The sequence below is a fragment of the Nocardia sp. NBC_00416 genome (assembly GCF_036032445.1).
Taxonomy (GTDB): Bacteria; Actinomycetota; Actinomycetes; order Mycobacteriales; family Mycobacteriaceae; genus Nocardia.
On record NZ_CP107932.1, the window covers coordinates 1,021,934 to 1,035,959 of the forward strand.

Sequence of the window (14,026 nt, forward strand, 5' to 3'; positions counted from 1 at the left end):
GCGACGTCAGGACCGGGTGTCCCGGGCGAGTTGCCAGAGATACTCGAGGACCCCGTCGTCGATATCCGACTGTGGTCCGCGGGTGCGGCCGTCCGCCCCGTGTATCTCCGTGTGCAACCGCTCCATCCGATGGTCGAGTTCCATGGCCGTCGCGGCGGCGCCGGCCAGGTCGTCGATGAGGTGCTGCGGCACGTGCCCGTCGTATTTGTAGAAGATCTTGTGTTCGAGGGTCGCCCAGAAGTCCATGGCGACGGTTCGCACCTGGAGTTCGATGGTCACATTCACCGGCCCGGTGGACAGGAACACGGGGATCTCAAGTATGGCGTGCAGGCTCTTGTAGCCGTTCGGCTTGGGGTGCGCGATGTAGTCCTTGACGGTGCGGACGCGAACGTCGTCCTGTGAGGTGAGCGCGTCGAGCACACGGTAGGCGTCGGTGATGAAGCTGCAGGTGATCCGGACGCCCGCGATATCGGTGATGTGTTCACGGAGAGCGGGCAGGTCGGGTCGGATGTTCTTCCGTATTGCCTTCTGCAGGATGCTCGTCGGTGACTTCACTCGGGATGTGACGTGCTCGATGGGGTTGTAGTGGTGCAGATGCAGGAACTCCTCACGCAGAATCGTGACCTTCGTGAGCAGTTCCCGCACGGCGAACTGGTACTCCATGACGAAGCGGGTCATATCCTCGCGCATACGGATCATGAAGGCGATCCGCGCTTCGTCGCCCGACCCGTGTCGGTCGTGGTGATCTCGCCTGTCCTCTTCTGCCGCCATCTCGGCCTTTCGATGTCGTTCCGGTCCCAGCAGCGGGGGCATCGGGTACGCGACCGGGCCTCTACCTGCATCGACCACGGTACGCGGCCGGATCGCAAGGTCGACGGTGGTCGAATCGGTATGCGGAGTCGCGGGCGCTGTGACTGCCCGGTCGCGGTGTCTCGCCGGTGGCTATGCGGCGCAGGCAGATGTTCTGCGACGCAGGTCAGCGTGAGCGCGGCAGGTCGCGACCGGCGTTGCGCGCGGTGCCCCGGTGGGCGGGGACGGTGGTGGGGTCTTCCGGCCACGCGTGCTTGGGGTAGCGGCCACGCAGGTCGGCGCGGACCCGGGGCCAGCCGGTGTGCCAGAAGGATGCCAGATCCGCCGTGACCGCGACCGGACGCTGCGCCGGTGAGAGCAGATGCAGCACGATCGGGACGCGGCCGTGGGCCAGGCGTGGCGCATCCGTCCATCCGAAGATCTCCTGCACTTTGACAGCGAGCACCGGCGGGTCGGCGGAGTAGTCGAGGCGGGGTCGGCTCCCGGAAGGAACCTCCAGGCGTTCCGGCGCCACTTCGTCCATCCGGGCGGCGTCCGGCCAGGGCAGTAGGCGGCGCAGTGCGTGTCCGGCGTCGACCCGTTCGAGGTCGGCGCGGCGACGGGCGGCGGCGAGTTCGGGGCCGAGCCAGGTGTCGGCCGCGGCGAGTAGGGATTCGTCGTCGACCGGCGGCCAGGGGGCGCCGAGGGTGCGGTGCAGGAAATCGAGGCGCTGGCGTAAGGCGACTGCCTCGGGAGTCCAGGACAGCAGGCCGAGACCGGCGGAGTTCAGTCCGCGGCGCACCGCCGCGCCGAGCAACCGGCGATCGGGGTCGCGAATCGGTTTCTCCGAAAGTGTGATCGCACCGAGTCGCTCGATTCGCCGGGCGACCACATCGCCGTCGACCCAATCTATTTCGTCGACGACGGTCAGCAGGCTGGCAGCGGCACGGCGGGCGAGTCGTTCATCGGCGACCGCGGCCAACCGTATGTACCCCTCGGAACGACCGGGATCACGTGTCGCCACGCCGATCGCGAGCCACTCCGGATCACCTGTTCCGGAACCGGGCGGCAGTGTCACGGCCGTGCCGCCCACCATGAGATAGCTCGTCGAATCCGGGCCGCGCCGTCGGGCGAGCCGCTCCGGATGAGCCAGCGCGACAACGTAAGCCGGATCGTCGACTCCGTCCGGCCCCTCGACCAGCCGCGCCAGTCGCTCGACCTCGCGTCGCCAGCGCACCGGCCGCTCGCGCCGCAGCACCCGCAGACCGGCCGCGAGATCGACACCGGACGTATGGCTGTCGTCGTCGAGGACGGTGACCACTTCCGCGGCCGCCCGCGCACCGACCTCGGCCGCCCCGTCGAGCAACGCGCGCGCCAGTCGCGGATGCAGCCCGATCCGGGCCATGCGCCGCCCACGGTCGGTCACCTCACCGTCTCCGCGCACAGCCCCCAACGCGTGCAGTACATCCCGGCCGGCCGCCAACCCGCTGGGCGGCGGAACATCCCACCACGCCAGACCCTGCCCGTCGGCCGTGCCCCAGCACGCCAGCTCCAACGCCAACCGCGTCAGGTCCGCCGTCCGGATCTCCGGCTCCGGATAGGCGGGCAGCGTGGCGTGCTCGTATTCGGGCCAGCAGCGCCACACCCGCCCCGGACCCTCACGTCCGGCCCGCCCGGCCCGCTGCTCGGCCACTGCCGCCGAGACTCGGACCGTCGCGAGCCCGGACAGCCCGCGCGCCCGATCGATGCGGGGGACCCGGGCGAGCCCCGAATCCACCACGGCCCGTACCCCGGGCACCGTCAAACTCGATTCCGCCACGGCCGTGGACAACACCACGCGCCGCCGCGGCCCGGGCCGTAACGCCGCATCCTGCCCCGTGGCGGAGAGTCTGCCGTGCAACGGAACGACATCCACGTTGTCCAGGTCGGTCAGAAGCGCTGTCGTCCGGCGGATTTCGGCTGCCCCGGGCAGGAACACCAGCACGTCGCCCGCGGTTGCGGCGAGTGCGGCCCGGGTGGCGCGCGCCACCTGCGCTTCGACCCGTTCCCGTGGCAACGATGCGACGTATGTCGTGTCCACCGGATAGGTCCGGCCCTGGACCTCGATCACCGGCGCGGTGTGGTTCCCGCCCAGGAGCGTGGCAAGGCGTTCAGCGGCGACAGTCGCCGATGTGGCGAGCACCCGCAGGTCCGGCCGCAGTCCGGCCCGAGCATCGAGTAGCAACGTCAACAGCAGATCCGCGTCGAGGTGCCGCTCGTGACACTCGTCGAGCAGCACGACGTCGACACCCGCCAACTCGGGGTCGGCCTGGAGCCGTCGTACCAGCAACCCCGACGTGACGACCTCGACCCTGGTTTCCCGGCTCACTCGCCGATCTCCCCGGACTGCGTAGCCCACGGTCGCGCCCACCGACTCGCCCAGCAGCGCGGCCATCCGTGCGGCAGCCGCGCGAGCCGCCAATCGCCGCGGCTCGGCCACGAGCACCCGCCCCGCGACACCGGCCGCCAGCGCCAACGGCACCAGAGTCGTCTTCCCGGTGCCCGCTGGGGCGACCAGCACGGTGGTCCCGTGTTCGGCCAGGGTCTCGACGAGGCGATCGAGAACGCCACGGACCGGTAGATCGGGAAGCTCGGGCAGTTTCATCACCGACCAGTCTGAGGCCTCCGCTCCGAGGGTCGACACCCACCGCCCTCGGGGCCGGGCGACCGGGTTTCGGTCCCACGCGTGGCGCACGGCCGAGCGCGCCCTCGCGGGGGACGGCCGGTCAGCGGGGAGACCTTTGTCACCCCCCGCCGGGGCTCCCGCCGCCTCCCGGTCCCGAGTCGGTAGTCCCTGTATTTCTCCAGGTCGGCTGTCCGCTGCCGCCGTCCGTGAGGTCGGGCAGGCGCACCGAACCCGCGCCGATCCGGCGTCGAATTCCGTTCGGGGGTGACGGTCGCGATCGCGTACGATTTACTTAGTTCGCAGTAAACAACTAATCTACCTGCACGAATAATTTTCACTTGCGATCGAAAAGATGAAAGATGGGCGCGATGCAGAGCATCTCCACAACTGACGAGCCGGGCGCCCCGGACGATGTCGCGACCCTGTATCACCTGCTCACCCGGATCAACCGAACGCTGCGTACCCGCGGTCCGAGCCGGAAACTCAGCGCGGGCGTGGCCGCGGCGCTGTGGACGATCATCAATCACGCCCCGATCCGGTTGTCCGCCCTCGCCGAGCGGGAATCGGTCTCCGCGCCGACGATGTCGCGCATCGTGGCAGTCCTCGAGGATCAGGGGTGCATCGAGCGCACCCCCGACCCCGACGACGGGCGCGCCCGCCTGCTGATTCCGACACCGGTCGGGATCGAATTGATCGCCAATGCCCGGACCGAGAAAGCGCAGTTGCTCGCCGAGGCCATCGACGGTCTCGACCCGGACGACCGGGTCACGGTCAGCCGGGGACTCACCATCCTCGCCGACGCACTCGGGACGACCTAGCTCGCCCGATACGTGCCGACAATGGCGTCGCGCATCGTAGCCATTGTCTGCACTACCTGCTCGAAGGAACCACCCATGACCTCGCTCGCCACCCGAGCATCCACTGCGGATTCCGCCGACCTGGGACCGCACTACAAGTGGATCGCGCTCTCCAACACCACCCTCGGCATGCTGATCGCCACGATCAACTCGTCCATCGTGCTGATCGCACTGCCCGATATCTTCAAGGGGATCGACCTCAATCCCCTGGAGTCCGGGAACACCAGCTACCTGCTGTGGATGATGATGGGGTTCCTGGTCGTCACCGCCGTGCTCGTGGTCAGCTTCGGTCGCCTCGGTGACATGTTCGGCCGAGCCCGCATGTACAACATGGGCTTCGCCATCTTCACGATCTCCTCCATCTTCCTGGCGATCACCTGGTTCGACGGTTCCGAAGCGGCGATCTGGCTGATCGCCTGGCGGGTCGTCCAGGGTGTCGGCGGCGCCTTCCTCATGGCGAACAGCTCCGCCATCCTCACCGACGCGTTTCCCGCCCACCAGCGCGGACTCGCCATGGGGATCAACGGTGTCGCCGCCATCGCGGGCTCGTTCCTGGGCCTGCTGGTCGGCGGTGTGCTGGCGCCGATCCAGTGGCACTACATCTTCCTCGTGTCGGTCCCGTTCGGGGTCGTCGGCACCGTCTGGGCGTATCTGAAACTCCGCGACACCGGGGTCCGCACGAAGGCGAAGATGGACTGGTGGGGCAACCTGACATTCGCGGTCGGCCTGATCGCGATCCTGGTCGGCATCACCTACGGCATCCAGCCCTACGGCAGCTCGAACATGGGGTGGACCAACCCGTGGGTGCTGACCGCGATCATCGGCGGTCTCATCGTGCTGGGCGTGTTCGCCTACATCGAGACGAAGGTCGAGAGCCCGCTCTTCGAATTGTCGTTGTTCAAGAACCGCTCGTTCGCGTTCGGCAACGCGGCCAACTTGATGGGGTCGATCGGCCGCGGCGGCCTGCAGTTCATCCTGATCATCTGGTTGCAGGGCATCTGGTTGCCCCAGCACGGCTACGACTACTCCCGCACCCCGCTGTGGGCAGGTATCTACATGGTGCCCATGACGATCGGATTCTTGCTCAGCGCCCCGCTCTCCGGCGCATTGTCGGACCGGTTCGGCACGAGATGGTTCACGACCATCGGAATGCTCATCACGGCAGGGACCTTCGGCGCCCTGATCGCCATCCCGGTCGACTTCACCTACTGGGTGTTCGCGGTGATCCTGCTCATCAACGGCATCGGCATGGGTTTGTTCTCCTCGCCGAACCGCGCCCTGGTGATGAACTCACTGCCGGCCACCTCCCGCGGGTCGGGCGCCGGCATGATGACGACCTTCCAGAACGCGGCGATGGTGCTCTCGATCGGGCTGTTCTTCTCGCTGATGATCGCCGGTCTGAGTGCGCATCTGCCGGCCGCGATGTTCGACGGATTGACCGCGGGCGGTATGCCGGAAGCGCCCGCCCAGGGGATCGCCCAGCTGCCGACGGTCGGCATCCTGTTCGCGGCGTTCCTCGGCTACAACCCCATCCAGCAGGTCGGTGGCGATGCGCTGCAAGGGTTGTCGCAGTCCAGCGTCGATCACCTGACCGGGCTGGAGTTCTTCCCCCATTTGATCAGCGACCCGTTCGCCGACGGCCTCACCGCCGCCTTCACCTTCGCGCTCGTCTGCTGTGTGCTCGGTGCGATCTTCTCGTTCCTCACCGACGAAGGCGGGAAGGGGAAGCCGGCCGGGGACGGCGGCGACGAGAGCCGCGAATCGGTCGGCGAAGAGTTGGCCGCGGTCGCCGCGTTCGCGTCGGGGGAGGCGCCCTCCGAACTGATCGACGAACCCGTACGACGCTGAGGACGGTCCCGGCTCGGTTTCCGCGCGTGCCTCCACCTCGTTGCATTCGACGGGTATGCAGGACGCCCTGGAACACCGAACCGGTGCGGGTGCCGCCCGCGTCGCTGGTGTGCGTTCTGTCGAGTTGGCTACGGTGAGTACGGCGTACCCGCGATCCGCGTCGGTACGCGGGTCCCGGTTCCTTCCCTGGGCGGTCCGCAGGGGTTCGGGCGTCATTCGGGTCCGACACCGGCAGACCGATCAGGAGACCCCGTGACCGATCAGCGCCTCACCGACTGGGTGGACGGAATCAGCCTCAACCTGCTGGGGCTGGAGGAACTCGAGGAGCAGGGCGGATTCCGCCTGGATTTCTCCGCCGGGTCGCTGGGCGCCCTGGAGGCCCGGCTTCTCGAGTACTTCGGCGAACCCGAGGAGATCGACGATCCGGCACGGCGTGATCTCGCCGACGGGGCCGCCGGATATCTCGGTGAGGTGCTGCTCCGGCTGGCCGGTGGCGAATGGGGCTGGCGCGGGAGCGAACCGGTTGTGCACGCCGACAACGCGCTCGGACTCGGCGAGGCGTACCCACGCCGGACGGTCGGCCGGGCTATCGGCGAACGAACCGAGCGGGTCTTCGCGACGGTGTTCTCCGAGTGGGAGCAGGCTGTCACGCGTGTGCGGGCCGCCGACCCGATGTGGGCACCCAGCAAGAAACACACCCCGGGCGTCGACCCCTTCGAAATGACCGAATCCGACGCCCGGCACATCGATACCTGGGTGTCCGGGCGCAGGGCCGGGTTCGGCCGGTGGCGCGCCACCTTCGGCACCGGCTCCGACTGGGATTTCGGGCCGGCTTCGCTGGATGCGCTGGAAGGCCTGCTGGCGCGCTACACGCCGACGTCCCGGGACCTGTACGCGCCGGAACATCGCGAGCTGGTCGACGGTGCGGTGTGGTACTTCGGGGAGACAGTGCGCCGGATCAGGGGCGGGGTGTGGGTCTATCGGAGCGAGGACCCGGCGGCTCCCGACAACGTCTACGCCGGCGATCCCTACGTGCAGCAGGCCGGCCGGGACGGCGACATCGTGATGCCGATTCTGGCCATCGACGAATTCGTCGCGACCGGACGGCGAGGGACGTTGCGCGCCAGGCATTCTCGCAGCAGCGGGTGACGCAGTGATGCGAAACGGCCTATACTGAGCGAGGTTTCGGAACCGGCTCATGGGGGAGGAGGCCGTTGCCGTGATCGATCCTCTGGCGAAACCGGCCCGGCGAGCGTCGTATTTTCACCGAGTCCTCGTCATCGCCATGGCCGGCGCGCTCTTGGGCCTGGTATCGACACCATTCGGCGTGGCACAGCCGAGTTCGGTGCCCGCGAGCTCCGTAGCGGGACCGAAGCACCTGCTCGGATTCGACCCCGCCGCACCGCTGCCCGCGCAGAATACTGCGCCGACGTTCACTTTCCCGTCCGCGGACGACGTCCTGCGGCTCCCGGCGCCCCCGGACCGCCGGCAGTCCCCCGCCGAATTCCGTGCCTTTCAGCGATACCTCGACTCCCTGGACAAACCCCAGGCCTACACGGCCGGAAGTCCGGCGCACTTCTACGCACGCTGGAAGGCCTATCAGGCGGAGGGCGGGAAGAGCTCCTTCGAGAAATACCGCGCGCGGTATGTCAACATCACCAACAACCGTCACGCCGGATGGGCGTTCGAGCCGTTTCTGCGCGGGCGGGAGTCGCTGTTCAGCGGAAGCCACTGGCAGTTCGGGCAGCCCGTTCCCGGTTCGGGCGCCGACGAGAAGCCGGACATGTACGCCGACACGGAAGTCGACGCCTTCGAGCTCAAGTTCACCAACAACCTCCGCGTCGGGCAGTTGAACGGGTTCGTCACCATCGCCCAGGCGAAGGGCAAGGTCTTCCAGTACCTGTTCGCCAAGCCGCCGTCGAAAAAAGCGCTGGACCTCATCGACAAGGTCAACAGGGCGCTACCCGAGAATTCCGGACTGGCGCCGGGCCGTCCGCTCAACCGGGTGGTCGTGGTGGCCCGCTACTATCCGGCGACCTCGGTGCCGATTCCCGTTCCCGAGGACGCGCACGCCCCGCCGCGGCCGGAGTGGGGACCGCCGCCGAGTGGGGGAGCGACGGCGTCTCCTGCCGGTGCTCCGGCCGGCGTCGGCGTGCCGTCCGCGACTGCCCCCCTCGTGATGCCCGGTCAATACGGAATGCCGGGCGGGCTGGGCGCGGCCGTCACGAATTCGCCGGGGTCGCCGGCCGAGGCCGTGGAGAACGACGAGCTCGATCGCCGGATCAGCGACGAATACGCGGCGGAACCCGGGCGGGCCGCCGCTCCGGACGCCGCTGTCGCCGATGATCTGGGAGGGGTGGACTTCGCCACCCTGGAACTGCGCTACGTCTCCGATACCTATCACAACGGTTCGAGCGCGCAGTACGCGTTCCAGGCCGATACGCTGCCCACCGCGGACCAGCAGTCCTTCGGTGGGCGCCGTGCCGCGCAGCTCGCCTCGGATTCGTTCTTCGTCTGGCTGGCGCTGCCGCCGTCCGCCTTCACCGTGAACCTGAATCCGGACGAGCCCGACCGGATAATCGACTCCGAATTCGGCCGGACCGACGCGGGCCGGGTACTGCTCGAGGCCGATCTGAGTATGAAAAAGCTGGTCGCCCGTTTCATCCACCCGGACACACCGGGTGGCCAGAATTATTGGACGGCCCTTCGTGGCGACACGAAGTGCGTAACCATGCGCCAGTGGATAGTTCCCGATACGGCGACAGTCCGGGACGCGGGCAACGAGCTCTACATCCTCGACGCCCCACTCGAGGTCAAGATGGAGTCGGACGTCATAGCAACCGAGGGAGTCGGCGGCATCGGCGGTTGCCCCGGGCAGGACGAGGCCACCACTCGGCACAACGAGTCGGTATACCGCACGATGGTCCTGCCCCAGGTCCAGGATGCGATCAACCATTCACCCGAATACGCCGACCTGCGCCGGGTCTACGCCAGCCGGGTCGCCGCCGAATGGTTCCGCGATCGTAGCGAGACGAAGGAAACCGCGTACTCCGACCTGATCGATTCGGGCGATATCGGCCCGTGGCGATCCCGGGAGCCGTGGACACCGCGAGAGGTCTTCGACCGCTACGTCGAGTCGTACAAGAACGGCGAGTTCAACATCACCCACACGACCACCAGTGGTGACATCCTGTACACCACCACCTTCGTGTACGGCGGCGTCGACTTCACCCGAATCGATCGACACGGGATCGGCACCGACGAATTCGCCCGGGAACACCCGTCGATGGCACCGTCCGCCGGTAACGCCCGCTATGGTCCGGTCGGTGGGGACAGCGAAGTCTGGCTGGGTGGCCTGACCACCTCGCAGCCGCCGACGGCCGCGTTCAGCAGACCCACGTCGGCGACCGCCAACCCCTGGTTCTACCCGGTCACCCTACTGCCGGTGGCCGTCTGGCTCGCCGCGGGCGCGTTACTGGTGTGGCGACGCCGCGCGCGGAATTCGCTGCGAAAGCCGAACCTATGACAACGGTGGGTGTACGGCAGCCGACGGCGGTATGGGTGGCGGGCTACCTGTACGCGGGGGCGGCCGCGGGTGCCCTCGTCAGCGCGATCGGCGCGTTGTTCGCGATGCACGAGGCCAGCGCTCTGCACAGCGAACGCGCCGGTGACAGCGCCGCCGGACGCGCGGCGGCAGCAGGGCTGGTGGCGTTCGTAGTGGTGGCGATCGCGTACAGCGCCCTCTGTGTGTGGCTTGCTGTGCTGTCCGGTCGCGGCGTGCCCTCGGCCCGCGTACTGGCCTGGGCCATAACAGGATCGGCGATCGGATTCATCCTGGGGCTTCTCGGCGCCGGGGCTTTCAGTTCGGTCGCGTGGTTCGCGGTCTCGAGCCGCATTGTCGCCGTCGCGGTCTTGCTGCTGTCGACAGCGACAGTGGTGTTGCAGGCTACGCCGGCCGCGCGCGCCTACTTCCGTAGAACCCGGCAGCAGCGGCAACGCCGATCAAGCGGGCCTCCGCCGTACCGGCCGCCGGCGGCTCCCGTTCACGCGGCCCCCGGCGTCGCCGCGCAAGGTCAGGGACCATGGACATGGGATCCGACACTCGCGCCACCGTATCCGCGGCCGGCCCCGGCGCCTTCGGCCGCTACTGCGGTCATCGCCGCGGTGCTCGCGATCATCGGAGGATTTCGCGGCCTGCTGGGGATGCTGGCGATTCCGCTCATCGATACCGACCCCTACTACGATCCGACCGGCGTCTGGCGCAGGATCCAGCTCCTGCTGGTCGTGGCATCGATATTCGCACTGGTGCTGCTCATCGGCGGGATCCTCGTACTGCTCCGAAAAATGGCCGGGCTCGCCTTACTCGGAGTGGGCGGGGCAGGCTCCCTGCTCTTTTCGATCATCGTGAATACCGCCCTCAGCGGTGCCACCACCAGTGACTCGGCCGCGCCGCAGATCGTGCCTTCCGCACTCGGCATCGTGGGCACCGCGTTCACGGTGGTGATGCTGGTCCTGGCTTTTCTGCCCAGCACGTCACGCTGGATGGCGCACCGGCCCACCCCGCGGTGAGTTCGGGCTCCCGGTGTCGAGTTCGTGCCCCGTGCGTACGCCCTACCTCGGTGCCCAGCGGCCGGATACCATCCTGACCAGCAAGGAAGCGGCCACGCCCCCGGTCGGAAATCCCACTGTTCGACGAGGTCGGCCGACACAATATGGCGATGCGAACCTATGCCCGTGTACTGCTGGCCGCCGTGACCGGACTACTCGTCGTATTCGCTCCCACCGCCGTGGCCGCCCCGTTCCCGGGCGTCGCACACGCTCAGCTCCCGTTTCCGCTGAGTCTGCAACCGGACGGAGTGCGGGCGCCCGCGGCGGCGCTCGCGGAGGCCAATACCGGGGTGATCATGTGGTCACGCCAGCCGGACACCCGTGTCCCGATCGCCAGTATCACCAAGGTCATGACGGCGGTGGTGGTGCTCGAGTCGGGCGATCTCGAGCGCCCGATCACGGTGTCGCGGGCGGCCGTCGACTATGCCGCCGCCTACGGCGGGAGCACCGCCGACCTGGCTCCCGGCGAGGTGCTCACCGCGCGCCAATTGCTGTACGCGATGATGCTCCCCTCCGGCTGTGACGCCGCCTACGCCCTGGCCGAGGCCTACGGGCCCGGCCAGGACGCCTTCATCGCCCGGATGAACGCCACCGCGCAGCGACTGGGCATGCCGAATACTCATTTCAGCGACGCCAGCGGCCTCCCCGTTCCGGACGATTACGCCACGTACTCCACACCCGCGGAATTGGTGAGGCTGGGCCGGCACGCGATGGCCCAGCCGGTTTTCCGAGAGATCGTCAAATCGCCGACCTTCCACCAGCCGGCCGGTCCCGCGAACCGGGACCACGTCTGGGAAACCACCAACGGGCTACTCCGTGAGTATGCGGGCACCACGGGAATCAAGACCGGATCCACGGACGCCGCCGGGGTCTGCCTGCTCTTCGAAGCCTCCCGGGGCGGACAGCGGCTGATCGGTGTGGTCCTGAACAGCTCACCCGACGACCTGGCCGCCGCGACAGCCGACGCCCGACGCGTCATGGACTGGGGTTTCCTCCCGATCCTCAGCGCGCTGCCGGTCGGCTGACCGGGCACCGGACAAATGCCCGCCGCGTACCACCGCCTCAGTCGGCACTCGTTGTCGCGAACCAGGTGGGTTCGTCGGCCAGGGCCTGCTCGATCCGGAGCATATGGTGATCGGCCATGTCCTCGGGCAGCGCGTCCGGCGTGAACCAGCCGACCTCCAGGGACTCGTCGTCGTTCACGCGGGCCGTGCCGCCCACGGCGCGCGCCTGGAAGCAGAGGTTCATGAACTGGCAGACGTCGCCGTTGGAGTAGGTCATCGGCTGCTCGGAGTGCACCGCGAGCAGCCGCTCGACTACGCACTCGACGCCCGTCTCCTCGTTCACCTCCCGCACGACGGCGGCGGCGGGCTGTTCGCCCGGATCCAGGATGCCGGAGATCAGCGCCCACCTCCGGTCGTCCACCCGGTGCTGGAGCAGGATCCGTTTCTCGTCGTCCAAGACGACGGCGCTGACGCCCGGCAGCCACAGCAACTGCTGTCCGACGGTGGCACGGAGGTGGCGGATGAAATCCGGAGTGGGCATGGCACCGACCCTAAACGGCCGTGGGACGCACCACGCCGGCGACGAGTCGCGCGGGGCGGGGCAGATCCGCGTTGGCGGGCGAATCCCGGAAGGCGTCGATGGCGAGGGCGGCGAACCGCCGGGCGGCCGCCTCCCGGCCGGAAGGCGGGGCCGATGACAACCCGCGCCCCGCCATCAGGACGAGTACGAGGTCGTCGATGACGAAGTCGCGGCGCAGCCCAGCGGCCTTGGCGCGCCCGGCCAGGTCCGCCAGTTTGCGCAGCAGCGCGCCGCGGTGTTCGGCGAAACTGCCGAGTTCCGGGTTCGCGGCGCCGAACGCGTCCACGAAGCCCTGGTTCCGGCCGTTGAGCACGCTGATCCGTTCGATGACCGAGCAGAACCCGCGCCATGGGTCGGGGTCGGCGCAGCCGTCGTCCACGATCTCCCGGCACAGGCGCAGTTCGTCCGCGAACGCCGCGTCGATCAGCATCTGCTTCGTCGGGAACCGTCGATAGAGCGTGGCGGGCCCGACTTCGGCACGGCGAGCGATCTCGCGCATCGTCACATCGATCCCCTTTTCGGAGAAGAGCGTTCGCGCGACCTCGAGGACTCGCTCGCGGTTGTCCCGCGCATCGGCGCGGAGCATTTGAGGCAATCGGTCGGTCATGGTTCTCACTTCGCGAAAGTGGACGGGGGCGTCCGTTACTGTCGCCACGGTACGCGACCGACGAGGTTCGAGAGGGAGACGACGGTGCGAGCAGTGGCGATCCAGCGATTCGGTGACCCGAGCGGCATGGCCGTGATCGAGGCGCCGCCTCCGGCGCCGGCCTCCGGCCAGGTGGTCATCGAGACCGAGGCGATCGGCGTCGGCGGCGTCGACGCCGTAATCCGTCGCGGGACACTCGGCGGGTACGGGTTCACCGAGGGGATGGTCCCCGGCAGCGAGGTCGCCGGCGTGGTGACAGCGGTCGGCGCCGGCGTCGACGAGTCGTGGGCGGGTCGGCGAGTGTGGGCGTTCACCGGTACCAGTGGCGGCTACGTCGAGCGGGCGGTGGCCCCGATCGCCGATATCGTCGCACTCCCGGCCGCTCTGTCCTCGATCGACGCGGTGACGCTCGGGAGCTCCGCTCCCGTCGCGCATTTCGCGCTCGCCCACGCACATTTCCTACCCGGTGAGTCCGTGCTCGTGCGCGGTGCGGCGGGCAGCATCGGCATCGCCACGGTGGAGCTCGCCGCGCGCGGCGGGGCGAGCGCGGTCGCGGTCACGACATCGTCGCCGGAACGCGGCAGACGACTCCGTGACCTCGGGGCGACGCATGTGCTCGACCGGGCCGGAGCGGGTGATCCGGCAGCGCCGATATCGTTCGACGTGATCATCGATATCGTCGGCGGGGCGGAGATGCCCGCGTTCGTCGACCGGCTCGCGCCGAACGGACGCATGGTCGTCGTCGGTGTGGTGGCCGGTCTTCCGCCGGCGGATTTCGGCATGCGACTCATCGGTGCGTTCCAGCAGTCCCGCTCGTTCGCCACCTTCAGCCTTGACACGGTCCCGGTTCCGGCCCGGGACGCGGTTCGGGCCGAGCATTTCGCGGCCGCGGCGCGCGGCGAACTGCACGCCGTCGTCCACGAGGTCCTGCCCCTGGAACTGGCGGCCGAAGCGCACCGCCGGATGGATCTGGGCAGCGTGTTCGGGCGGATCGTCCTCACTCCCTGAGCTGCCGCCGGATCGGCGGAC

The 14,026-nt window shown here is 68.6% G+C and carries 11 protein-coding genes; 7 read left to right on the plus strand and 4 right to left on the minus strand.

Going from position 1 to position 14,026, the window contains the following annotated elements:
• Positions 1–6: 6 nt before the first annotated feature.
• Positions 7–699: a GTP pyrophosphokinase gene (locus OG804_RS04625; protein WP_328394202.1), complete on the minus strand. Its 693-nt coding sequence runs from the start codon at positions 697–699 to the stop codon at positions 7–9.
• Between the two features lie 277 nt (positions 700–976).
• Complete coding sequence (gene hrpB, locus OG804_RS04630) at positions 977–3,433, minus strand: ATP-dependent helicase HrpB (RefSeq protein WP_328394204.1); 2,457 nt, start codon at positions 3,431–3,433, stop codon at positions 977–979.
• Positions 3,434–3,822: 389 nt separating this feature from the next.
• On the opposite strand from hrpB, the gene OG804_RS04635 reads away from it, so the two are divergent.
• The 6 genes from OG804_RS04635 (at position 3,823) to OG804_RS04660 (ending at position 11,792) form a co-directional block, all read left to right on the plus strand.
• Complete coding sequence (locus tag OG804_RS04635) at positions 3,823–4,272, plus strand: MarR family winged helix-turn-helix transcriptional regulator (protein WP_328394206.1); 450 nt, start codon at positions 3,823–3,825, stop codon at positions 4,270–4,272.
• Positions 4,273–4,347: 75 nt separating this feature from the next.
• A complete protein-coding gene (locus OG804_RS04640; protein ID WP_328394208.1) occupies positions 4,348–6,159 on the plus strand; it encodes an MFS transporter in 1,812 nt (603 codons plus the stop codon).
• A gap of 252 nt (positions 6,160–6,411) precedes the next feature.
• The gene (locus OG804_RS04645) at positions 6,412–7,308 is read left to right on the plus strand and encodes a hypothetical protein (RefSeq protein ID WP_328394210.1); all 897 of its coding nucleotides are present in this window, start codon (positions 6,412–6,414) and stop codon (positions 7,306–7,308) included.
• Between the two features lie 70 nt (positions 7,309–7,378).
• Positions 7,379–9,685, plus strand: coding sequence for a hypothetical protein (locus tag OG804_RS04650; protein ID WP_328394212.1), 2,307 nt, complete (start codon positions 7,379–7,381; stop codon positions 9,683–9,685).
• Complete coding sequence (locus tag OG804_RS04655) at positions 9,682–10,728, plus strand: hypothetical protein (RefSeq protein WP_328394214.1); 1,047 nt, start codon at positions 9,682–9,684, stop codon at positions 10,726–10,728. The genes OG804_RS04650 and OG804_RS04655 overlap by 4 nt, the downstream gene beginning before the upstream one ends.
• A gap of 149 nt (positions 10,729–10,877) precedes the next feature.
• Positions 10,878–11,792 (plus strand): D-alanyl-D-alanine carboxypeptidase family protein, encoded by a 915-nt coding sequence (locus OG804_RS04660; RefSeq protein WP_328394216.1) that lies wholly within the window; start codon positions 10,878–10,880, stop codon positions 11,790–11,792.
• A gap of 37 nt (positions 11,793–11,829) precedes the next feature.
• Here the strand turns inward: OG804_RS04660 and OG804_RS04665 are convergent, their stop codons facing one another.
• Both OG804_RS04665 and OG804_RS04670 read right to left on the minus strand, forming a co-directional pair.
• Entirely contained in the window at positions 11,830–12,312 is a 483-nt protein-coding gene (locus OG804_RS04665; RefSeq protein ID WP_328394218.1) for an NUDIX hydrolase, read from the minus strand.
• A 10-nt stretch (positions 12,313–12,322) separates the two neighbouring features.
• Positions 12,323–12,958, minus strand: a complete 636-nt coding sequence (locus OG804_RS04670; protein ID WP_328394220.1) for a TetR/AcrR family transcriptional regulator — start codon at positions 12,956–12,958, stop codon at positions 12,323–12,325.
• An 84-nt stretch (positions 12,959–13,042) separates the two neighbouring features.
• Between OG804_RS04670 and OG804_RS04675 the strand changes: the two genes are divergently transcribed.
• Complete coding sequence (locus OG804_RS04675; protein ID WP_328394222.1) at positions 13,043–14,005, plus strand: zinc-binding dehydrogenase; 963 nt, start codon at positions 13,043–13,045, stop codon at positions 14,003–14,005.
• Positions 14,006–14,026: the final 21 nt, after the last annotated feature.